At 73.3% G+C, this 20,172-nt stretch carries 19 protein-coding genes and 1 pseudogene; 13 read left to right on the top strand and 7 right to left on the bottom strand.

Going from position 1 to position 20,172, the window contains the following annotated elements; genetic code table 11:
* Nucleotides 1-430: 430 nt before the first annotated feature.
* Nucleotides 431-799, bottom strand: a complete 369-nt coding sequence (locus tag ACIRDU_RS36740) for a hypothetical protein (RefSeq protein ID WP_403588313.1) — start codon at nt 797-799, stop codon at nt 431-433.
* Nucleotides 800-1,049: 250 nt separating this feature from the next.
* Here ACIRDU_RS36740 and ACIRDU_RS36735 point away from each other — a divergent pair, with 250 nt between their 5' ends.
* Nucleotides 1,050-3,128, top strand: a complete 2,079-nt coding sequence (locus tag ACIRDU_RS36735; RefSeq protein ID WP_403588251.1) for a SpoIIE family protein phosphatase — start codon at nt 1,050-1,052, stop codon at nt 3,126-3,128.
* Nucleotides 3,129-3,151: 23 nt separating this feature from the next.
* On the opposite strand, the gene ACIRDU_RS36730 is transcribed toward ACIRDU_RS36735, so the two are convergent.
* Nucleotides 3,152-3,955, bottom strand: coding sequence for a putative protein N(5)-glutamine methyltransferase (locus ACIRDU_RS36730; protein ID WP_403588249.1), 804 nt, complete (start codon nt 3,953-3,955; stop codon nt 3,152-3,154).
* Between the two features lie 229 nt (nt 3,956-4,184).
* On the opposite strand from ACIRDU_RS36730, the gene ACIRDU_RS36725 reads away from it, so the two are divergent.
* The 8 genes from ACIRDU_RS36725 to ACIRDU_RS36690 all read left to right on the top strand — a co-directional run bounded on the left by ACIRDU_RS36725 (nt 4,185) and on the right by ACIRDU_RS36690 (nt 11,211).
* Nucleotides 4,185-4,661, top strand: coding sequence for a MarR family winged helix-turn-helix transcriptional regulator (locus ACIRDU_RS36725; RefSeq protein ID WP_403588247.1), 477 nt, complete (start codon nt 4,185-4,187; stop codon nt 4,659-4,661).
* Between the two features lie 83 nt (nt 4,662-4,744).
* Entirely contained in the window at nt 4,745-5,350 is a 606-nt protein-coding gene (locus tag ACIRDU_RS36720) for a sulfite oxidase-like oxidoreductase (RefSeq protein WP_403588245.1), read from the top strand.
* Nucleotides 5,343-6,098, top strand: coding sequence for a ferredoxin reductase (locus ACIRDU_RS36715; protein ID WP_403588243.1), 756 nt, complete (start codon nt 5,343-5,345; stop codon nt 6,096-6,098). The genes ACIRDU_RS36720 and ACIRDU_RS36715 overlap by 8 nt, the downstream gene beginning before the upstream one ends.
* A gap of 213 nt (nt 6,099-6,311) precedes the next feature.
* Nucleotides 6,312-6,896: a hypothetical protein gene (locus ACIRDU_RS36710; RefSeq protein ID WP_403588241.1), complete on the top strand. Its 585-nt coding sequence runs from the start codon at nt 6,312-6,314 to the stop codon at nt 6,894-6,896.
* Between the two features lie 252 nt (nt 6,897-7,148).
* The gene (locus tag ACIRDU_RS36705; protein ID WP_403588239.1) at nt 7,149-8,117 is read left to right on the top strand and encodes an acetylxylan esterase; all 969 of its coding nucleotides are present in this window, start codon (nt 7,149-7,151) and stop codon (nt 8,115-8,117) included.
* 112 nt (nt 8,118-8,229) lie between these two features.
* On the top strand, nt 8,230-9,396 hold the full coding sequence (locus tag ACIRDU_RS36700; RefSeq protein ID WP_403588237.1) for a serine hydrolase domain-containing protein: 1,167 nt from the start codon (nt 8,230-8,232) through the stop codon (nt 9,394-9,396).
* A 130-nt stretch (nt 9,397-9,526) separates the two neighbouring features.
* Nucleotides 9,527-10,336: a GntR family transcriptional regulator gene (locus ACIRDU_RS36695; protein WP_403588235.1), complete on the top strand. Its 810-nt coding sequence runs from the start codon at nt 9,527-9,529 to the stop codon at nt 10,334-10,336.
* A gap of 53 nt (nt 10,337-10,389) precedes the next feature.
* Entirely contained in the window at nt 10,390-11,211 is an 822-nt protein-coding gene (locus ACIRDU_RS36690) for an alpha/beta fold hydrolase (RefSeq protein ID WP_403588233.1), read from the top strand.
* On the opposite strand, the gene ACIRDU_RS36685 is transcribed toward ACIRDU_RS36690, so the two are convergent.
* Nucleotides 11,177-11,944, bottom strand: a complete 768-nt coding sequence (locus ACIRDU_RS36685) for a class I SAM-dependent methyltransferase (RefSeq protein WP_403588232.1) — start codon at nt 11,942-11,944, stop codon at nt 11,177-11,179. The two genes, ACIRDU_RS36690 and ACIRDU_RS36685, sit on opposite strands and share 35 nt — an antisense overlap.
* Before the next feature lie 4 nt (nt 11,945-11,948).
* Nucleotides 11,949-12,512, bottom strand: a complete 564-nt coding sequence (locus ACIRDU_RS36680; RefSeq protein WP_403588230.1) for a PadR family transcriptional regulator — start codon at nt 12,510-12,512, stop codon at nt 11,949-11,951.
* Between the two features lie 69 nt (nt 12,513-12,581).
* Here ACIRDU_RS36680 and ACIRDU_RS36675 point away from each other — a divergent pair, with 69 nt between their 5' ends.
* From ACIRDU_RS36675 to ACIRDU_RS36660, 4 genes and pseudogenes are all read left to right on the top strand, one after another.
* Entirely contained in the window at nt 12,582-12,980 is a 399-nt protein-coding gene (locus tag ACIRDU_RS36675) for a nuclear transport factor 2 family protein (protein ID WP_403588228.1), read from the top strand.
* Nucleotides 12,981-13,049: 69 nt separating this feature from the next.
* Nucleotides 13,050-13,877, top strand: a complete 828-nt coding sequence (locus tag ACIRDU_RS36670) for a class I SAM-dependent methyltransferase (RefSeq protein ID WP_403588226.1) — start codon at nt 13,050-13,052, stop codon at nt 13,875-13,877.
* A gap of 250 nt (nt 13,878-14,127) precedes the next feature.
* On the top strand, nt 14,128-15,270 hold the full coding sequence (rho, locus tag ACIRDU_RS36665) for a transcription termination factor Rho (RefSeq protein ID WP_403588224.1): 1,143 nt from the start codon (nt 14,128-14,130) through the stop codon (nt 15,268-15,270).
* Nucleotides 15,271-15,358: 88 nt separating this feature from the next.
* Nucleotides 15,359-16,192: pseudogene (locus ACIRDU_RS36660) on the top strand (D-alanyl-D-alanine carboxypeptidase family protein); the annotation flags it as partial.
* Nucleotides 16,193-16,251: 59 nt separating this feature from the next.
* On the opposite strand, the gene ACIRDU_RS36655 reads toward ACIRDU_RS36660, so the two are convergent.
* The 3 genes from ACIRDU_RS36655 to ACIRDU_RS36645 all read right to left on the bottom strand — a co-directional run bounded on the left by ACIRDU_RS36655 (nt 16,252) and on the right by ACIRDU_RS36645 (nt 20,158).
* On the bottom strand, nt 16,252-17,631 hold the full coding sequence (locus ACIRDU_RS36655) for a glycosyltransferase family 87 protein (protein ID WP_403588222.1): 1,380 nt from the start codon (nt 17,629-17,631) through the stop codon (nt 16,252-16,254).
* On the bottom strand, nt 17,628-19,025 hold the full coding sequence (gene mptB, locus ACIRDU_RS36650; protein WP_403588220.1) for a polyprenol phosphomannose-dependent alpha 1,6 mannosyltransferase MptB: 1,398 nt from the start codon (nt 19,023-19,025) through the stop codon (nt 17,628-17,630). Before mptB ends, ACIRDU_RS36655 begins: the two co-directional genes overlap by 4 nt.
* A 200-nt stretch (nt 19,026-19,225) precedes the next feature.
* Nucleotides 19,226-20,158, bottom strand: a complete 933-nt coding sequence (locus tag ACIRDU_RS36645; protein WP_403588218.1) for a glutaminase — start codon at nt 20,156-20,158, stop codon at nt 19,226-19,228.
* Between the last annotated feature and the right edge of the window lie 14 nt (nt 20,159-20,172).

Genomic DNA, 20,172 nt, shown 5'->3' with positions numbered 1-20,172 from the left:
CCGGTCCGCCCGGCCGGGGTGATGATCGGCTACCCGGGTCTCGACGAGGTCGTGGTCGGCGGGCGTGGGCTGTGGCGGGCCGGGACCGCCGTGCACGGGACGTCAGGGCACCCCGGGTCACGCCGGACGGTGGTCGGCGCGGTGTCGCGGGCGGCGCATCTCGTCCGGCTGCTGGACGCGCGCGTCCCCGCTGCCCGGGGCGAGCGGGGAGTTCCCGCTGCCGCCGAAGCTGACGGTGACCTACTGCCACGGCGGTGAGGGCTTCTCCGTCCTCCCGGACCGGTGCGAGGTCGGCGCGGACGTGTCCGCGCGGCCGAGGACCCGGTCCGGGCTCCTGTGCGCCGCGGCCGGGCAATCCTGGCGGACCTGCCCGTGGTGCACGCCGTCTACCGGCGGGCCGTCCTCGACCCGCTGACGGGGTGAGGGGCGGTCACCGGCTCTGCAGACGCACGTGCAGTTCCTTCTCCTGGTCGCCGGAGGCCGTGCTCAGATCGTGCACGTCGAACAGCGAGTCCAGGGTCGTGCGGAACCGTTCGATCGCCCAGTAGCCGCCGTGCAGGTCGGCCTCGACGGAGGACGACAGGTGAACGGGTCGCGCGCCTTCGTGCTCGTCGGCGACGTCGAAGGTGCCGAGCCATACGGTCGGGCGGGTCTCGTGCAGTTCCTCGGGCACGTCGTCGGCGCACCGGTCGGACTCGAAGCAGGAGCACAATGCGTCGAACACGATCCGGGCGTCGTACTTGCTGCACCCGCTGATCTCCACCGAGACGGAGTGCGGGTGCGGTCGCTCGTGGTCCATCGCCATCGTGATCGCTCCTCTCGTGGCCACCACATGCCGTGTCCGCCCCTACCCCAGCAAAGCACCACCTTCCGGCGAGCACTACCGGCGGTGCCCGTCTCCCGGTGACGGTTTTGCGGGGCGGCCCGCGCCGTGGTGGGAGATGGTGGAAGGTGACGGAAGGGGCCTCGGACAAGCGGCTCCGCGCGGTGGAACATGGGGTGTCGGCACACGACGGCGTGCCGCGAGGACGGCGAAGGCGGGGCGTGGGATGAGTGCAGCCGGGTCTCCCGAGTCCGCAGGCGACGGTCCGGTACGCGGGTCGGCGCGCCCGAGCGGGCTGCTGGACGTGCTGCGCGTGGCCTCGGTGGTCCTGGACGCCGAGGGCCGCATCGTGCTGTGGAGCCCGCAGGCCGAGGAGCTGTTCGGGTACGAGGCCCAGGAGGCGCTCGGCCAGTACGCCGCCCGGATCATGGTCCACGAGCAGCACGTCGACCTCGTGGTCAAGCTGTTCGCCGACGTCATGGGCACCGGGCAGAGCTGGGCGGGGGCGTTCCCGATCCGCCGCAAGGACGGCGGCACGCGGCTCGTGGAGTTCCGCAACATGCGGCTGCTGGACGACCAGGGCGACGTCTACGCGCTGGGATTGTGCGCCGACCAGGGCACCGTGCACCGGCTGGAGCGGGAGGTGGCGCTGTCGACGCGGATGATCGCGCAGTCCCCGATCGGGCTGGCCGTGCTGGACACCGAGCTGCGGTACGTCTCGGTCAACAGGGCGCTGGAGGAGATCAACGGCGTGCCGGCCGACGAGCACCTGGGCCGCACGGTCCGCGAGGTGGTGCCGCAGATGGACGTCGACGCCCTGGAGACCGCCGCGCGCCGGGTCCTGGACACCGGCCGGCCCGTCGTCGACCAGTCCACGATCGGCCGCACCCCCGCCGACCCGCACCAGGACCACGCCTGGTCGATCTCGCTGTACCGGCTGGAGAACGCCTTCGGGACCGTGCTGGGCGTGGCCGTCTCGATCGTCGACGTCACCGAGCAGTACCGGGCGGGCATCGAGGCCGAGGCGGCGCGGCGGCGCCTGGCCCTGATCGCCGACGCCTCGGGCCGGATCGGTACCACGCTCGACCTGGACCGCACGGCCCGCGAGCTGGCCGAGGTGGCCGTGCCGGAGCTCGCCGACATCGCGGCCGTCGACCTGCTGGACGCGGTGGTGCAGGGCCGCCGAACCAGTCTCGGCCCGGCCGAGGCGGCCGTGATCCGGGCGCTGGCGGTCCAGGGGTACGACTCCGCCGAGGCGCTGGAGGCGGCCGACCCTCCCGGGCAGGTCGCCCGGTACGCCCCCGACCGGCTCGTCACTCAGTGCGTGCGCACCGCGAGCCCGGTGATGCTGCCGGAGGTCAAGGACGAGGACCTGGACCGCATCGCCCGTTCCTCCGAGGCGGCCGAGCTGCTGGGCCGGGCCGGGGTGCACTCCTATCTGGCGGTGCCACTGATCGCGCGCGGCGAGGTGCTGGGCGCCCTGGACCTCAAGCGCACCCGCAATCCGCTGCCGTTCAGCCAGGACGACCTGCTGCTGGCACGGGAGCTGGCCGCCCGGGCCGCCGTGCAGATCGACAACGCCCGCTGGTACCAGAGCGCCCGCGAGACCGCGCTCACCCTCCAGCGCAGCCTGCTGCCCAGCCATCCACCGGTGACGGGCGGACTGGAGGTCGCCTCCCGCTACCAGCCGGCCGGAGCGACCAGCGAGGTCGGCGGCGACTGGTTCGACGTGATCCCGCTGGACGACGGCAAGACGGCGCTCGTCGTGGGTGATGTGATGGGCAGCGGAATCCCCGCAGCGGCGGCCATGGGGCGGCTGCGCACGGCGACCAACACCCTCGCCTCCCTCGACCTCGATCCGCACGTGCTCCTGGAGCACCTCGACAAGATCACCGCCGGTCTGGAGCAGGCCATCGCCACCTGCGTCTACGCCGTCCACGACCCGCATCTGCGGCAGTGCCGGATCGCCAACGCCGGACATCTGCCGCCGGTGCGCGTCCGGGCCGGCCGGCCGCCGGAGCTCCTCGACCTGCCGACCGGGGTGCCGCTCGGCGTGGGCGGTGTCGCCTTCTCCACGACCACCGTCGGCCTCGAGCCCGGCGACCGGCTGGTGTTCTACACCGACGGCCTCGTCGAGACCCGGCGCGACCCGCTCGACGAACGGCTCGACACACTGCTGTCCCTGCTCGACGGGCCGGACCGGCCACTGGAGGAGGTCTGCGACCTGCTGCTGCGCACGCTGCACGAGCCCGACAACTTCGACGACGTGGCACTGCTCATCGCGCGGGCGACCGCACCGGACTGAGGGGCTGAGAGGCGGACGAGGCCCTACGGCCTGACGCCGATCACCACGTGGGCGTACCACTCCTGCGACACGGCCAGCTCGGTCGTGAGGCCGTTGCGTTCGAAGGCCTCGACGGCGGCCGGGGCCTGGTGCCGGCTCGTCTCCACCAGGACGCAGCCGCCGGGGGCGAGCCAGCTGGACGCCCCGGCCGCGACCCGGCGCAGCACGTCGAGGCCGTCCGTGCCGCCGTCGAGGGCGACCAGCGGCTCGTGGTCCCGGGCCTCCTGCGGCAGCAGGCCGATCTCGTCGCTGGGCACGTACGGCACGTTGGCCGCGAGGATGCCGACGCGGCCGCGCAGCGCGGCGGGCAGCGCTTCGAACAGATCGCCCTGGTGGACGTGGCCGCCGGCGGCGGCGATGTTGCCGCGGGCGCACCGCACGGCGGCCGGGTCGATGTCGGCGGCGTGCAGTTCGACGCGGCCGAGCGCGGCGGCGAGCGCCGCTCCCACCGCACCCGAACCGCAGCACAGGTCCACGACGACGGTGGTGCCGTGCGCCCGCTGAAGGGCCTGCTCCACCAGGAACTCGGTGCGTCGGCGGGGCACGAAGACGCCGGGGGCCACGGCGATCCGCAGGCCCCTGAACTCGGCCCAGCCGACGACGAGTTCGAGCGGCAGGCCCGCGGCACGGCGTTCGGCCATGGCGGCGGCTTCGGCCGGGGTGCGCGCGGTGGCGAGGATCAACTCGGCCTCGTCCTCGGCGAAGACGCACCCCGCGGCGCGCAGGGCGGCGACGACGGAGTCACGGGAGGGCGGGGTGGACGGGGGGACGGCGGACACAGACGGCATGAAGCCAAGAGCCTTTCGAGAACCGAAGGGCGCTCCGGCGATCGCCTACGACCGGCGATCCGCGCGACATCGGGAGGAGAGCACCCGCGCTGACACAGCGGTAATGGGTCTCACCTCCTCGGCTTCCGACGGCCGGGTCCCTGCCCGGCCGGACGGCAACCCTACCCGACGGGCCGGCCGCCCGTACGGTGACCGGCCCCGCCCCGTCAAGTGGTTGAGTTATGCAACCATGGAAGGAGCTGAGCCGTATCCGGTGAGGGAGGTCCCGTTGCACACCGCCGACGCCGTGGAGACCATCCAGCGGGAGATGACGGTCTTCGCCCGTCGCGCCCGTGCCGCCGCGGGCCGGATGCACCCCGAGCTGTCGCTGGTGTCGTACACGCTGCTGGGGCACCTGGAGGAGCGCGACGGGTGCCGGGCCACCGACCTGGCCGCCCACTACGCCCTGGACAAGTCCACCGTCAGCCGCCAGGTGGCCGGACTGGAGCGCGCCGGCCTGGTCGAGCGCCGCCCCGACGCGCAGGACCAGCGCGTCCAGGTGCTGCACCTGACACAGGCCGGGCGGCACATCCTGGCTCAGGTCACCGAGAGCCGCCGGGCGGCCTTCCGGGAACGTCTGGCCGACTGGCCGGCGCAGGACCTGAGCCGCTTCGCGGACTACCTCGTGCGCTACAACGCCTGGCCCGGTCCCGGCCCGCGGGACTAGGGGACCACGTACGGTTGACTGCGCACACACTGATCACACCGGTCCGGCGGGGCACCGTCGGCCCGGCCCGGAGGCACCCCCGCATGCACATCACCCGAGGCTTCACCGGGCGCCCACGCGTCGCCGACCCCGGCCTGCCGCCCGGCCAGTACGACGCGGGCGACGACTGGCCCGTGCTGTCCGCCGAGGTCACTCCCGAGCTGGCACCCGCCGACTGGACCTTCCGCATCGACGGGCTGGTGGCCGAGCCCCGCACCTGGGACTGGGACGAGGCGCACCGGCTGCCGCCGTCGGCGTACGAAGGCGCCATCCACTGTGTGACGAGCTGGTCGAAGTTCGGGGTGCGGTTCTCGGGCGTGTCCCTGGACGCGTTCCTGGACGTGGTCCGGCCCCATGGGTCGGCCACCCATGCCGTCGCCTACTCGCACACCGGCTACACCGCCAACCTCCCGCTCGCCGACCTCACGGGCGGGCGGGCCTGGATCGCCTGGGAGTACGACGGAAGGCCCCTCGCCCCCGAGCACGGGGGCCCGGCCCGGCTGCTGGTGCCGCACCTGTACTTCTGGAAGAGCGCCAAGTGGATCGCGGGCCTGCGGATCCTCGACCACGACGAGCCGGGCTTCTGGGAGCAGAACGGCTATCACGAGCGGGGCAACCCGTGGGAGGAGCAGAGGTACTCCGGTGACTGAGAGCTTCGTGCCTCCCTCACGGTTCGCCGTGCCCGGGCGCATCGAGGTGAGCGGGCAGACCGCCTCCGAGTGGCAGTCCGCCACGCTCATCGAGATCCGCCGGGAGACCCCGCGCGCCGCCACGTTCCGGCTCGCCGTGCCCGGCTGGCCGGGGCATCTGCCCGGCCAGCACCTGATGGTGCGGCTGACCGCCGAGGACGGCTATACGGCCCAGCGCCACTATTCGATCGCGTCCGCGCCGGACGACTCGGGGCATGTCGAGCTGACCCTGGACCACGTCGAGGGCGGCGAGGTCTCGGGCTGGTTCCACACCGTCGCCCGGCCCGGCGACCGGGTCGAGGTGCGGGGCCCGGTGAGCGGCTTCTTCGCCTGGCCGGGCGACCGGCCCGCGCTGCTCATCGGCGCCGGCTCCGGCGTCGTACCTCTGATGTCGATGATCCGGCACCACCGGGCCCGGAACCTGGCCGTGCCGCTTCGGCTGGTGGTGTCCGCGCGGAGCCCCGAGGAGCTCATCTACGCCCGGGAGTTCGGCGCCGAGACGACACCCGTCTTCACCCGGAGCGCACCGGAGGGTGCGGCGGTGGGACGTATGGCGGCCGCACATGTGGCGCCGCTCCTGACCGAGCGGCCTTCCGGTGGGTGGGAGGCCTATGTGTGCGGCTCGAACTCCTTCGCCGAGCACGCCTCCCGGCTGCTGGTGACGGCCGGTCAGCCGGTGGACCGGATCCGCATCGAGCGTTTCGGCTGACCTCGGCGTTTCGCGGCAGTCGCACAGGGCACCCTGCCGGCGTGTTCCGGCACGCCGTTCCCGCCGTGCATCAGGCCCTGGAGCGATCGACGGGCGCCGGAGGGGGTACCCCGAGAGTGTGGGCACTCGCACGTGTGGCGTGACGTGGAGGGAGCGGCGCCGTCACCGCGGCCGGTCCGGACCTCCGGCCGCGGTGACGGCGAGGAGGTGGGCATGCGAACCCGGGTGCGCGGCTGGCGTTGGCGGCGCAGTGCGCTGCGGCGCCGGTCGGATGTCGTCGAAGCGTGGACGGTGCTGGTGGTCGCCGTCCTCATCCTGGTGGGCGCGCCCCTGGCGGGGGCGGCGGCCGCCTCGTGGGCCCATGGCGAGGCCCGTTCGGTGTCGATGGAGCAGCGGGCCGAGCGGCATCGCGTCCGGGCCGAGGTGGTCGGCAGGAAGGGCGACTCGCTGCCGTCGGTGCAGGCCGGCGGGCAGCACGCGTACCGGGCGACCGTGCGCTGGACGGAGCCGGGCGAAGGCACGCGCACCGCGACGGCCCGGGTCCCCGCGGACGCCCGGCGGGGCGAGAGAGTGGACGTCTGGTTCGACGACCAGGGGCGGAACGTGATGCCGCCGGTGGACGAGGCGGCGGTCCGGCAGCACACCCTCACCATCGGCACCTTTGCAGCGGGCGGTGCGGTGCTGGTGGTGCTCTTCGGTCACTTCCTCGTGCGCCGGGTGGCGCTGCGCCGCCGGCTGGCCGAGTGGGACCGGGCGTGGGCCCGCACGGAACCGCAGTGGACCCACCGCCGTGCGTGAGGCGCGGCGGCGTCCGGACGGGCCGCACCCAGTCATGAATGCCAGGTGACCCGACCACCCACGCTTGACACCAGCCTCGGAACCCTCGCCCGTGATGGCGCTTTCCACGCCCGTGACCAGCGCCTCACCCGCTCCGAGCGGACAGCGCCCGACAGACGGACCACATCAAAACCCTGGCCAGTCCTCCGACCACCCCCGTAGTGTGATCGTCCGCACTGCCCCGTAGCTGCTCCTCACCCAAGGCGGTCCTGCATGGCCCTGTTCGACCTTCCTCTCGACGAACTCCGCGAGTACCGCAGCGCGGCCACCGAGCCCGAGGACTTCGACGCGTTCTGGTCCAAGACCCTCCAGGAGGCGCGCGAACACGACCTGGACGCCCGTTTCGAACCGGTCGACACGGGCCTGTCCACCGTGCAGGTGTTCGACGTGACGTATGCGGGCTTCGGCGGTCATCCGGTCAAGGGCTGGCTGACCCTCCCGGCCGGGGCGGACGGCCCGCTGCCGCTGGTCGTGGAGTTCATCGGCTACGGCGGAGGGCGCGGGCTCCCGCACGAGCACCTGCTGTGGGCGTCCACGGGCCGGGCCCACTTCGTGATGGACACCCGCGGGCAGGGCAGCGCCTGGGGCGGTGGCGGCGGCACGGCGGATCCGGTGGGTGGTGCGCCCGCGTACCCCGGTTTCATGACGCGCGGCATCGACGCCCCGGAGCACTACTACTACCGCCGGGTCTACACGGACGCGGTGCGCGCGGTGGAGGCGGCCCGCTCGCACCCCCTCACGGACCCGGCGCGCACGGTGGCTGTCGGTTCCAGCCAGGGCGGCGGCATCACGATCGCGGTCGGCGGCCTGGTCCCGGACCTGGCGGGCATCGCGCCGGACGTGCCGTTCCTGTGCGACTTCCCGCGCGCGGCGACGATCACGGACCGGCACCCCTACCGGGAGATCGGCCTCTACCTCAAGACCCACCGCGGCCGCACCGAGGACGCCCTGCGCACGGTGAACTACTTCGACGGCGTCCACTTCGCCGCCCGCGGCCGGGCGCCGGCGCTCTTCTCGGCCGCCCTGGAGGACCAGACCTGCCCGCCCTCGACCGTCTTCGCGGCCTTCAACGCCTGGGGCCACGAGGACAAGGCCATCGAGGTCTACGACTTCAACGACCACGAGGGCGGCGGGCCCTTCCAGCAGGCGGCCAAACTGCGCTGGATGCGCTCGTACATCTGATCCGGCCGTTCACCCCCCGCGGGCTTCCACCCGGTCCGACCAGTCGGTACGTTCATCGCGCCCGGGCCGCGACACTTCGACCCGGGCCGGAGACGGTCGGCGGAGGGGGCTCATGTCCGGGAACGGGACACAGGTGCACGGTCACTGCGACGCGCGGTTCACGGCGGTACGCACGGCGTTCGAGGATAACTTCCGGGAGCGGGGCGAACTGGGCGCCGCGGTGGCCGTCACCGTCGGCGGCGAGACCGTGGTGGATCTGTGGGGCGGCTGGGCGGACGCGGCGCGCTCCCGGCCCTGGGAGCGGGACACGCTGGTCAACGTCTGGTCCACGACCAAAGGGCCGGTGGCGCTGTGCGCGCACATCCTGGCCGACCGGGGACTGCTGGACCTGGACGCGCCGGTGGCCGTGTACTGGCCCGAGTTCGCCGCGGCGGGCAAGGAGAAGGTCCTCGTCCGGCATCTGCTGTCCCACCGCGCCGGTCTGGCCGGCCTGCGGGAGCCGCACTCGCTGGAGCAGCTCTGCGACTGGGAGCTGACCACGCAGCGGCTCGCGGCGACCGAGCCGTGGTGGGAACCCGGCACCCGGTCCGGCTACCACGCGCTGACCTACGGCCATCTGGTCGGCGAGGTCGTACGACGGGTGTCGGGCCTGCGGCCGGGGGCCTTCCTGGCGCGGGAGGTGACGGGGCCGCTCGGCATCGACTTCCGCATCGGCCTGCCGGTGCGGGACTTCGGCCGGGCGGCCGAGCTGGTCCAGCCGGCGGTCACTGCGAGCAGCGAACAGGCAGCCGTCTTCGCCCAGTTGGCGCCCGCGGCGATCGCCGCGCTGACCAACCCGGCGGTGTCAGCCGCGGCGGCCGGCACATCCGAGTGGCGGGCCGCCGAGATCCCGGCGGTGAACGGGCACGGCACCGCACGTGCGGTGGCGTCGCTGTACGGCGTCTTCGCGGGGCTCGGCTCCTACGGAGGGCACCGTCTGCTGTCCCGCGAGGCGGCCGAGCGGGTGCGCGAGGGGCAGGGCGGCTGCCGGGACCTGGTGCTCGGCGCGGGGTTCGAGCACGAGACGGAGGTGGGGCTCGGGCTCTGGCTCAGCGGACCCGACGGCTCCTACGGTCCCAATCCGCGCGCTTTCGGACACGACGGCTTCGGCGGCTCCTGTGGGCTCGCCGACCCGGAGGCGGGGGTGTCCCTCGGCTATGTGATGAACCGGATGGGGTCCCGCATCGCCAATGATCCACGGAAGACGGCCCTGGTCGACGCCCTGTACGGCGTGCTGTGAGGGCGGTCGTGGGCGGGCCGGTTTCAGCCGAACCGTCCGGCTGCCCTTCCCTGCTGGTTTAGACCAATGCTAGATCTGGTGGCGCACCGAGCCCGTACGGCTACCGCACGTCACCAACAGGAGGGGCGGCATGGCCCGCACCACCCCGCACGACCACCCGCCGGCCGAGGGAGAGCCCCTGTACCGGCGGATCGCGACGGAGTTGCTCGGCGAACTGCGCGACGGCACCGTCCCGCCCGGGGAACGGCTGCCCGGGGAACGGCGGTTGGCCGGCCACTTCGGGGTCAGCCGGGAGACCGTACGGCAGGCGCTGGAGCTGCTGCGCCGCGACGGCCTCGTCGCCACCGACCGGCGCGGCAGCCACGCCACCCTGCCCGGTGCGCCGGTCGGGACCCCGGCGTCGCTCACCTTCCCGGTCGGTGCCCGGGCCGCGACCCCGGGCACCGTCGCCCGCGCCACCGTCGCCTGGGAAGCTCCCCCGGCGGACCACGCCGAAGCCCTGGGTCTTGCCCCGGGGCGCCCGACCCTGATCCACCGCTACCGTTGCGCGACCGCCGACGGACAGGGCCTGCGATCGGCCGTGACCTCGTTCTCCGCCGTGGCGCTGGCGGAGGTGGAGGAGCTGGCCCGCTACCGCGACCGTGCCGACGGCACCGCCGCCGCACATCTTCGGCAGGCCTACGACTGGATGCGCCGGGCCGGTCTCACCCTGCACCACCGCGATGCGATCACCCCTCTCGCGAGCACGCCGTCGGTGCGGGTCACCCGGCGGGTGCACGACCAGTACGCCCGCCCGCTGGAGATCACCGACCTCGTGGTCGACGCCCGACAGGACGCACTCGTCTACGAGTTCACCCTGCCGGGCCGGGCGGCGCCGCCCGCAGCCGACAGCCGTCGGTCACTCGTTCGGCGGACTGCCGGCGCCGGTTCCCGCAGATGACGGAGACCATCGAGACACGGCACGGCTCCCCCACGACTCCCGAGAGGACCCCCATGACCACCTTCACGACCTCCGACGGAACCGAGCTCTACTACAAGGACTGGGGCGAGGGGCAGCCCGTGGTGTTCAGCCACGGCTGGCCCCTCAACGCGGACGCGTGGGACGGCCAGGCCCGGCTGGTCGCCGAGCACGGTTTCCGGGCGATCGCGCACGACCGCCGCGGGCACGGCCGCTCGGGCCAGCCCTGGCGGGGCAACCACATGGACCGCTACGCCGACGACCTGGCCGAGCTGATCGAGGCGCTGGACCTCACAGACGCGGTCCTGGTGGGCCATTCGACCGGTGGCGGCGAGGTGGCCCGCTACATCGGGCGGCACGGGACCGCGCGGGTCGCGAAGGTGGTGCTGCTGGGTGCGGTGCCGCCGCTGATGCTGCGGACCGAGGCCAATCCAAAGGGCACACCGAAGGACGTCTTCGACGGGATCCGCGCCGGCGTCGCGGCCGACCGTTCGCAGTTCTACTGGGAGCTGAGCGAGAGCTTCTACGGCTTCAACCGGCCCGGTGCCGCCGTGTCGGAGGGCGTGCGGCGGGCGTTCTGGATGTGGAGCATGCAGGCCGGACTGAAGGGGGCCTACGACTGCGTCGCGCAGTTCTCGGAGACCGACTTCACCGAGGACCTGCGGCGCATCGACGTGCCGACGCTCGTCGCGCACGGGGACGACGACCAGATCGTGCCGATCGCCGCCTCGGCCCACCGGACCTCCCAGCTCGTCAAGGGCGCGACGCTGAAGGTGTACCCGGGCGCGCCGCACGGCCTGGTCGGTGACTACGAGAAGGCGTTCAACGACGATCTGCTGAACTTCCTGCGCGGCTGACCGGCCCGGGCAGCCGGGCCATGACGAGCCGCACCCGGGGGCTGCCGTCGGAGCGCCGCCCGAACTCCTCCAGCGGGTGGAGCTCCACCCGGAAGCCGGCCTCCGCGAGGTCGCGCTGCACGTTCCCGAGGCGGAACGCGCGGTAGTACATGACGAACGGAGGCCGCCAGAGCGCGTTGCGCACCCGCATCACGGTGTCGAAGCCCAGCAGCATCCAGTAGCCGAGCGAGCCCGGGCGGGGCGGAGCGACCAGCGGGAACGCGAAGCAGCCGCCCGGCCGCAGGACGGAGCGGACCTGCGCGAACAGTCCGGGCAGTTCGCTGGGCAGGAAGTGCCCGAAGGCCCCGAAGCTCACCACCAGGTCGAAGGCGGGCGCGAAGGGCAGGGCGCGGGCATCGGCGCGGACCCAGGAGACCGGCGGGCTCTGCCCCTCAGGCACGGTCCGCTCACGCGCGACGTCGAGCATGCCCGCGCTGAAGTCGACGCCGGTGACCCGTTCCCCGCACACCCGCGCGAGCACGCCGACGCCCGCGCCGGTGCCGCAGCACAGGTCGAGTCCGGCGCCGAAGGGCCCCGTCCGCCGCAGTGCCGAGCCGACGGCGTCGAGGACGGCGTCGGGTGTCCGGAAGGGCGTGTGGTCGAACTTCGGCGCGAGGAGGTCGTAGCCGCGCTCGACGGACGACAACGCCTGGACGGCGAGCTCGCGCAGAGTGGGGCCTTCGGGGCTGAACATCGGATCAGCCTAGGGGAGCCCGCTGCTTCAGGACGGTGAGTACGCGCTCGCACCAGCGGAGGTTCTCCTCCTCGAAGCCGATGCCTCCCATCAGGGTGAGGTACGGGCCGACGCGGTCGGCTTCCCGGAGGTACTCCTCCTCGCTGCGGCCGGCCAGGAGGCGCTCGCGTACGCGCCGGTATCGGGCGAGCTTGCCGCGGGCCCAGGCCTCGCGCTCCTCGACCAGCGCACGGGTCGCCCCGGGATCCGCGCCGTCCATGGCCTGGATCTTGATGAGGAGTTCGTCGCGGATGGCGGTGGGCCGCCGCGGCGGTGTGGCGGCGAACCCGCGCAGATCCTCGCGGCCGGCCTCGGTCAGCGTGAACAGGCGCTTGTCGGGCCGCCGTTCCTGGCGTACCACCCGGGCCTCGATCAGTCCGTCCTGCGCGAGGCGCTCCAGTTCCCGGTAGAGCTGCTGGGGGGTCGAGGCCCAGAAGTTGGCCAGCGACACGTCGAACACCTTGGACAGCTCGTACCCCGAGGCCTCGCCCTCCAGGAGCGCCGCCAGCACGGCGTACTTGAGAGACATGTGGACACCGTATCAATGGGTGACTAATCTACTCCACACCTACTCAACAAATTGACTAAGGCGGATTCGATGCGTGCATTCCGTGAGGCGGTCGAGAAGCTCGACCTCGACGCCGCCGAGGCGCTGCTGGCGCCGGACGTCGTCTTCACCAGCCCGGTCGTGTTCAAGCCGTACGCCGGAAAGGCGATCACAGCGGCGATCCTGCGCGCCGTGTCCGGGGTCTTCCAGGACTTCCGCTACGTGCGCGAGATCGACGACGTGGGCGGCCGCGACCACGCCCTGGTCTTCACCGCGCGCGTGGGCGACCGGGAGATCAACGGCTGTGACTTCATCCACGTCGACGAGGACGGTCTCATCGACGAATTCACGGTGATGGTGCGCCCGTTGTCGGCCGCCCAGGCGCTCGCGGCGGCCATGGGCGAGCAGTTCGAGCGGATCGCCGAGGAGGCGCGGGCCCGCTCGGTCTGAGCGACACGTCCTGAGATCCGTTGCCGCGTTCTCCCGGCGCCCGCGGCCGGTTCACGGTTGGATGTCCTCATGACGTCCGCCGAGCACGACCGGCTGATGCGGGCCAACCAGGCGAACTGGGACGCCCGCACGCCCGTCCATCTCGCCAGCCGGTTCTACGGTTGCGACCAGGACCTCGACCCAGAGCGCTGGTTCGCCCCGTTCGAGTGGGAGGACCTCGGCGAGCTGGCCGGGCGCGACGTGCTGCACCTCCAGTGTCACCTCGGCACGGAGACGATCGCCTTCGCGCGGCGCGGCGCCCGGGCCGTCGGCCTCGACTTCTCCGAGGCGTCCGTGGCGGCCGCCCACGACATCGCCGCGCAGTCCGGCACGGACGTGACGTACGTCCGGGCGAACGTGTACGACGCCGTCGAGGCCCTGGACGGACGGCGGTTCGACGTCGTCTACACCGGCAAGGGCGCCCTGTGCTACCTCCCCGACCTCGGCCGATGGGCGGAGATCATCAGCCAACTCCTGCGCCCGGGTGGCCGGTTGTACGTCGTGGAGTTCCATCCCCTGCTCAACTCGCTCGGGCCGAAGCCCGCGGCGGGCGAGGGCCCGGAGCTGCTTCTGCGTCACGACTACCTGGGCGGCGCCGGTCCGGTGCACCGCGACGGGACCCACACGTACACGGACGGCCCGGCCGTCGAGGGCGCCACGGACAGCTACGAGTGGATGCACGGCATGGGTGAGGTCGTCAACGCGTTGACGGATGCGGGGCTCGCCGTGCGGCGGCTGCGGGAAGCCGACGAACTTCCCTGGCCGCGCTGGCCGCAGATGGTCCGTACGGACTCCGGCTGGTGGCGGCTGCCCGAGCCGCGGATCCCGTTGTTGTACGGGCTGCTGGCCACTCGCTGAGGTAGCCGGCTCACATCCACCGCTTTCCGTGGTACATTGCGAGCAGCACTCGTGCACGCCCCCTTTGTGGGCGCCGGTGCCGGCTTCTTTCTCCCTCTCCTTCATTTCCAGCACCACGACGCGTTTCGTCGTATCCGAAGGTGCTGTTCCCCGCCGCCCGGAGGCGTGCCACAGGCCCTCCCCTCGCGGCTCTCTCCCCCTTCCCTTCGCATGTCTCATGCCTGCCGTCCGTGAAAGGACACCCACCACCATGACCACCACGCTCGAACACCCGCTCGTACAGCAGCAGTCCCCGGTCCGGACCGTGTCCGGGGTCCTCGACATCGACGCGAACGGAAAGGGGCACCTTCGCGCCGAGAACTGCCTGCCCACACCCATCGAGGCCGCGGTCCCCGCCACGCTCATCCGCCGGTACGGCCTGCGCAAGGGGGACCTCGTCGAGGGCGTGCCCGGCGACCGGCGCGGACTGACCGACGTCACCCGGGTCGACGGCCGTGCGCCCGGGGACCTGCGCGGCCGGCGCCACTTCCGGGACCTGACGCCGCTGCATCCGCACGAGCGGCTGCGGCTCGAACACCCAGCCGCCGGACCGGCCGGACGCGTCGTCGACCTGATCGCACCGGTCGGCAAGGGCCAGCGCGGGCTCCTCGTGGCCCCGCCCAAGACCGGCAAGACCGTGCTCCTCCAGCAGATCGCGGCCGCCGTCACCGGCAACCATCCCGAGTGCCGGCTGATGATGCTGCTGCTCGACGAGCGGCCCGAGGAGGTCACCGACATGCGGCGCTGCGTGCGGGGCGAGGTCTACGCCTCGACCTTCGACCGCAGCGCCAAGCAGCACATCGCGCTCGCCGACCTCGTGATCGAGCGCGCCAAACGGCTCGTCGAGGCCGGCGAGGACGTCGTCGTCCTCCTCGACTCCCTGACCCGGCTGTGCCGGGCGCACAACAACGCGGCCGCGTCCGGTGGCCGCATCCTCACCGGTGGCGTCGACGCGTCCGCGCTGACCGGCCCCAAGCGGTTCTTCGGTGCCGCCCGGTCGGCCGAGGAGGGCGGTTCCCTCACCATCCTCGCGACCGCCCTGGTGGAGACCGGCTCCCGGGCCGACGACTTCTACTTCGAGGAGCTGAAAAGCACCGGCAACATGGAGCTCCGCCTGAGCCGTGACCCGGCGTCCCGGCGCGTGTTCCCGGCCGTCGACATCACCGGCTCCGGCACGCGCCGGGAGGAACTCCTGCTGCCTCCGGCCGAGTTGGCGGCCGTCCACGGACTGCGGCGGGTGCTGCAGGGCCGGGACGGGCAGGGTGGTCTGGAGACCCTCCTGGAGCGGATGCGTGAGACACCGGACAACGCGACGTTCCTGCGGCGCATCCGGCCCACGCTGCCCTCGGGCTGACCCGGGGGAATCATCCATCCGGGTGCTGGCGCGCGGCGCGCGGCCCCGCCGTCGCCGCGTGGCACGTGTCCGTTCCTACGTTGATCATATGATCATCGGATTCTCTTCCCGGGTGGCCGTGTCGGCCGGTGCGCTCTGCGTGGCGGGGCTCCTGGCACTGACGCCCGCGGCGGCCGGCCCCGGCGGGACGGAGCCCACTCCGCCGGGCGGGCCGAGGGCCGCGGCCCCGCACCCTTCGCTGCTGTACCGCCCCGGCACCCAGGTCCGCCCGCGCGCCGGGGCGCCTCGCGTCCCGGCGGTCTCCGCCCTGTCCTGGCTGGTGGCCGACGCCCGGACCGGTGAGGTGCTCGCCGCCCACAACGCCCACCGCAGGCTGCCCCCGGCCAGCACCCTGAAGACCCTGTTCGCCCTGACCGTGCTGCCCGCGCTGCCGGCGGGCATCCAGCACACGGTCCGCGCGCGGGAGTTGCGGGGCATCGGTGCCGGCAGCAGCCTGGTCGGAGTCGCCGAGGGCCGTACGTACCAGGTCGCCGACCTGTGGCGCGGTGTCTTCCTCAACTCGGGCAACGACGCCGTGCGCGTCCTGGCCGAGCTCAACGGCGGCTGGCGGGTCACGGCCGAGCGGATGCAGGCCAAGGCCCTGTCCCTCGGCGCCCTCGACACCCGCGTGGTGTCACCCGACGGCTACGACGCACCGGGCCAGGTGTCGTCGGCGTACGACCTGGCGGTGTTCGGCCGGGTGGGGCTGCGCAACCCCGACTTCGCCCGGTACTGCGCCACCGTCGAGGCCCGCTTCCCCGGTGGCGGCGGCCGGTCGTACTCGATCCTCAACACCAACCGGCTGCTGAGCGGCGCCCGGGGCGTGAAGCCGTACCGGGGGCTGATCGGGATCAAGAACGGTTACACCAGCAAGGCCGGGAGCACGCTCGTCGCGGCGGCGCGGCGGGACGGGCGCACCTTGGTCGTGACGGTGATGAATCCTCAGGAGGGCGGCGGGTCGGCCGTGTACGAGGAGGCGCGCTCGCTGCTCGACTGGGGCTTCGGGTCGGCCGGGAGGGTCGAGGCGGTGGGCTCGCTCGGCGCGCCGCGGACCCCCGCCAGGCCGGCGGCGACCCCCGCGGTCGCGGCGGCGGTGCCGGAGGAGCCCGGCTCCGTCTGGACGGAGGCGGGGCTGATCGCGGGTGCCGCCGGTACGGGCGCGGCGGTCGTGGTGCTGGTGCTGCGGCTTCCCGTGCGCAGACCCGGACGGAGCTGACCCACCGGCAGCCACAGCAGCAGCCCCAGGGTGATCCAGGCATAGGTGTTGCTGCCCAGGAACCCGTCGACGCCGGACGCGTCGTCGAACCACAGCCACACCACGCTCGTGCACAGCACCGCGTAGAGGGCACTCGCGATCCGGGGGCGCCCCGCGCGGAACAGCACGGCGAAGGACGGCAGCAGCCACACGAGATGGTGCACCCAGGTGATCGGGCTGACGAGACAGGCGGCGAGGCCGGTCAGGGCGAATGCCGCCGTCCAGTCCCCCGCGGCGACCGCCCGGCGCGTCCGCAGCGCCCACACGCCGAGGATCAGCAGGACCGCCACCGCCCACACCGCCCGGTCCGGTTCGCCGAGCCGGGCCAGGATGCCCTGCACGGACTGGTTCGAGACGTAATCGAGGCGCCCGACGCGGTCGGTGTCCCACAGCGCCTCGGTCCAGTAGAAGCGCGAGGCGTCCGGGTCCACCCAGGCCGCGAGGGCCGTGGCCCCGAGGGCCACAGCCGTGGCGACCGCGGCCGCGCGCCACCGCCTGGCCACCAGCAGCAGACCGATGAACAGCGCCGGCGTGAGCTTGATCGCGGCCGCGAGCCCGATGCCGACGCCCGCAAGGCGTCCGCGTCCGGTGGCGAGCAGCGTCGCGTCGGAGAGGACGAGCGCCAGCAGCAGCAGGTTGACCTGGCCGAAGCTGAGGGTGTCGCGGAGCGGTTCGAACAGGGCGAGCAGGCAGGCGATCAGGGCCCAGCCGTACCAGCCGTGGCGCCGCCGGTCCGGTCCGGCGAGCAGGCGCAGGATCACGGCCAGGGCGGCCAGGTTGAGGAGCAGGGCGGCGGCGATGGCGGTGTGCAGGCCCAGCAGGGCCATCGGCAGCATGGCGACCGCGGCGAACGGCGGGTAGGTGAAGCCGTACGTCGTGCCGGGCACCCGGTAGTCGTAGACGCTGCCGCCGTGGTGGACCCAGGTGTCGATGCTTCCGTAGTAGACGCGCAGATCGAACCAGTCGCGCAGCAGGGGCACGGTCGCGGTGAAGACGGTCACCACGGTGGCGAGGGCGAGCACCAGCAGCATCCGGCCCCGGTCGGTGCGCGGCAGGGCCGGGGTCATGCCGCGCGTCCCATGGCCGGGGCGAGCTCGGCCTGGTGGGCCTGGCACAGCACGACGACCGCGAGCGCGCCGCCGGAGACGGCCAGCAGGAGTTGCCCCGTGTCCGCCGGGCCGCCGCTGGGCAGGACGCACAGCGCGAGCACGCCGGTCACCCCCGCCATGCGGTGGCGTACGGACGTACTGGTGGGGGCGGTTGCGGCGATCAGGAACAGGCCCCACAGGGCGTACCAGGGGCGGATCGCCGGGCCGAGCGCGGCCACCGCCGCCAGGGACAGGCCGAGCGCGTACACCGGCCGGGGGCGCAGCCGCACCCAGATCAGCAGAATCGCGGCCACGGCGGCCCCGATGCCCAGCGCGTGCCAGGCGGGGATCGCCAGGGGCGCGAGATCGCTGCCCAGGTGCTCCAGCAGGGCCTGGGTGGCGCGGCCGAGGAGGGTGGTCAGGGCCCAGTTCTGGGGTGAGACGGGGGTGTTGAGGGCGCCGACCCAGCCGTATCCGGTGCCGGCCGCGGCCGTCGCGGCGACGGTGGTCACCGTGGCCGCGACGGTGGTGGTCACGAGGGCCTTCGCCGGGCTGCGGCCCGCGCGGACCTGGAGGACGACGACGGCGGCCAGACCGAGCACGGCGGGCACCTTGACCAGGGCGGCGAGGGTGACGAGGACGGCTCCGATCACCGGCCACCGGCCGAGCGCCGCCACCAGGCCGACACCGAGCAGGCCGAGCATGACGGCGTCGTTGTGGGCGCCCGCGACCAGGTGCAGCAGGACCAGCGGGTTGAGGGCGCCCAGCCACAGCGCGGCGGACGGGTCGGCGCCGCCGTGCCGGGCGAGACGGGGCAGCGCGGCCGCCATCAGGGCCACACCGGCGAGGGCGACGAGCCGCATCCCGAACAGCCCGGCGGGCAGTTCGCCGCGGGTCAGACCCGACAGGGCCGCCGCGACGGCGAGGAACACCGGGCCGTACGGGGCGCCGGTGTGCCGCCAGAGCGGGGCGACCTCGTCGGCGAGCGGGCCGCCGAGCCGGGACGGCCCGTGCGCGTACACGTCCATGTGCGCCTCGACCATCGCGCCCTGGGCGAGGTAGCTGTAGACGTCCCGGCTGAACAGCGGAGGGGCGAGCAGCAGCGGGGCCGCCCAGGCGGCGAGGACGAGCAGCAGGGCGCGGGGAGAGGGTGGCCGGGGCCCTCGCACCAGCCGGCCCAGCAGCGCCCAGGCCGCGATCAGCAGGACCACGCCGAAGTACGCGCCGACCAGCCCGAGGGCGGCACGAGCGGAAGCCGGGTGGAGGAGGTCCCCCACGGGCAGGGCACCGGCCGTCTCACCGCCCAGGGCGAGGCAGGCGGTACCGGCCAGTCCGAGTATCTGGCAGCGGCGGAGATCGACGGGGAAAGCCATGGCCAACACTCGGGCAGCGTGTCAACGCGGGGTGGCTGGAAGTTGACGCGGTGCCCTCCGGGGGGAGACCGGGGTGTGATCGGCCGGTGATCAGGTGCGGGGGGTCTGGTCTACCGGGGAGCGTCTGCCGGGGGCGGTGGAGCGCGGAGTGCGGGCCGGTAGGGGCTGGTCGCGCAGTTCCCCGCGCCCTTGGGGAGCGTTCAGAACACCGACAGACCCGTCAGCGTCGTGAATCTGTCGAGCGCCGCCACGCCCGCCACGGAGTTGCCCCGCTCGTCCAGGCCCGGGCTCCACACGCACAGGGTGCAGCGGCCCGGGACGACCGCGATGATGCCGCCGCCCACACCGCTCTTGCCGGGCAGGCCCACGCGGTACGCGAAGTCGCCCGCCGCGTCGTACGTGCCGCAGGTCAGCATGATCGCGTTGATCTGCTTGGCCTGGCTGCGGGTGAGCAGGCGGGTGCCGTCGGCGCGGATGCCGTGCCGGGCGAGGAAACTCGTGGCGAGCGCGAGGTCGGCGCAGGACGCGGCGATCGAGCACTGGCGGAAGTACTGCTCCAGAAGCGTCGGCACGGGGTTGTCGATGTTGCCGTAGGACGCCATGAAGTGGCCGAGCGCGGCGTTGCGGTCGCCGTGGGCGGTCTCGGACGCGGCGACCTCCTTGTCGAAGGTCAGGTCGGGGTTGCCGCTCTCCGCCCTCAGGAAGGCCAGCAGTTCGCCCGACGCGTCGCCGGTACGGGTGTGCAGCCGGTCGGTGACGACGAGGGCACCGGCGTTGATGAACGGGTTGCGCGGGATGCCGTTCTCGTACTCCAGCTGCACCAGGGAGTTGAAGGGGTTGCCGGAGGGCTCTCGGCCCACGTGCTCCCACAGGGCGTCGCCCTCGCGGGCCAGGTCGAGGGCGAGGGTGAAGACCTTGGTGAGGGACTGCGCGGAGAACGGCTGCCGCCAGTCCCCCACCCCGTACACCGTGCCGTCGAGGTCGGCGACGGCCATGCCGAAGCGACGCGGGTCGCAGGCGGCGAGCGCCGGGATGTAGTCGGCGGGCCGGCCGCGGCCGGGGGTCCGCTCGATCTCCTCGGCGATGCGCTCCAGGACCGGCTGGAAGGTCGTCGACGGCGTCATGATCGCCATTCTCCCTCCCGGCC

It is taken from the genome of Streptomyces sp. NPDC093598 (genome assembly GCF_044764825.1).
Lineage (GTDB): Bacteria > Actinomycetota > Actinomycetes > Streptomycetales > Streptomycetaceae > Streptomyces.
This window is presented reverse-complemented; position numbering and strand designations above follow the sequence as displayed.